Genomic DNA, 687 nt, shown 5'->3' on the forward strand with positions numbered 1-687 from the left:
CCATCTGGGATACGGCCCTGACTGCTGGGGTCTGACCGCGAGCCATGGGCCGCGAGGATACATCGCAAGTGCACCTGACAGGGACTTTGGCGTAATCGCCCCGTCCGCTGCCCTGTCGAGTTTCCCTTATGCTCCGGGGGAAGCGATGCGCGCACTGCGCGGTTTCCTGACCAAGCCTCGAAACCGCATATGGGACCGCTTCGGCTTTGTCGACGCGTTTTGCGAACCTCGCAACTGGTACTCCCGGACATATCTAGCGATCAATCAGGGGCCAATCATCGCGATGATCGAGAACCATCGTACAGGGCTTTTGTGGAGACTGTTCATGGGCGCGCCGGAAGTGCGCAAGGGCTTGGGAAGGCTGGGCTTCACCAGCCGGCACCTCGACACATCAACGTCTGCTCAGGGGCCACGAGCTGCCGCGGGTATGGCCACACTGGGTTGCACCTAGCGCCGCAGGGTGGTTTCTTCCCTGAGTGATCTGCTGGCAGGTCGGAGCAGTTCGCGAAGCGCGTCCCGCCGCGTCGTAGCTACTGCTCAGGATCGGGAAATGTCAGCGACTTGGTCTCGAGAAAGTCTAAGCGCGGACTCCAAGCGCTATCATGTATTCCCGAAAACGATGGAATAGATAGCGGCACCAATAAATAACGCAGTCGACATTCTCATGAATAGCTGAAATGAAAAATA

The 687-nt window shown here is 58.2% G+C and carries 1 protein-coding gene; it reads left to right on the forward strand.

The features are described 5' to 3' along the window. Nucleotides 1-451 (forward strand): glucoamylase family protein (locus NKH70_RS35725; RefSeq protein WP_353027479.1); only part of this gene is annotated, 451 nt, incomplete at its 5' end. Nucleotides 452-687 lie beyond the last annotated feature (236 nt).

The organism is Mesorhizobium sp. M0991, from assembly GCF_040318915.1.
Lineage (GTDB): Bacteria > Pseudomonadota > Alphaproteobacteria > Rhizobiales > Rhizobiaceae > Mesorhizobium.